We start from the raw sequence: 816 nt of genomic DNA on the forward strand, positions 1-816 counted from the left end.
ATAACTTCTAACTCCTAACTTTCAAGACTCTTTTCATCGTCATTGATTTATTGACGCTTTCTTCCCATTCTTTTTCAGGAATGCTTTCTCTTGTAATTCCGCAACCCATATATAAAATTGCTTTTTCTTCCTGAATCTGCATGCATCGTAAATTTACAAATAAATCAGAACTTGCTTGAGCTTCTCCAAAAGTACTGTTCAATTCACCTAGAAAACCCGTGTAAAAAGTTCTATCGTAATTTTCGTTTTCAATAATAAATGCTTTCGATTTCTTTTTTGGAAGTCCGCAAACGGCTGGAGTTGGATGCAACGTATCGATTACTTCTTCTAAAGTCGAATTATCTTTTAAAACCCCAGAAATATCTGTTTTTATATGCCAAATAGATCCTGCTTTTAAACTATAAGGTTCAGAAACCACAACCGAAGCTGTAAATTCTCGAAGCCTTTTTACAATAAAATCAGTTACAAATTGCTGCTCGTCTTTTTCTTTTTGCTGCCAAACAATTTTAGTTTCCTGATTGTCTTTTTGCGTTCCTGCCAAAGCCATCGTTTCAAAAACATTTCCGTTTGCTTTTAGCAGTTTTTCTGGAGTCGCTCCCATCCACAAACCAATTTTAGGATGAAAGAAACAATAGCAGAAAGTTGCAGGATACAATTGAACCAAGTGCTGAAACGTTTCAATAAAATCAAATTCAGACAAAGGCACTTCTTCGTTTCGCGATAAAACGACTTTTTTGAATTCTTCGTTTTTTATCGCTTGAATTCCTTGTGCTACCAAATATTCGTATTGAAACTTAGCTTCAGAATCAAAATTTA

General features: G+C 34.4%; 1 protein-coding gene. It reads right to left on the reverse strand.

The features are described 5' to 3' along the window. Positions 1 to 7: 7 nt before the first annotated feature. A partial coding sequence (locus B3J44_RS15945; RefSeq protein ID WP_286969610.1) for a chorismate-binding protein occupies positions 8 to 816 on the reverse strand: 809 nt, incomplete at its 5' end.

This window comes from Flavobacterium sp. UBA4854, assembly GCF_002399805.1.
GTDB classification, from domain to species: Bacteria; Bacteroidota; Bacteroidia; order Flavobacteriales; family Flavobacteriaceae; genus Flavobacterium; species Flavobacterium ginsengisoli.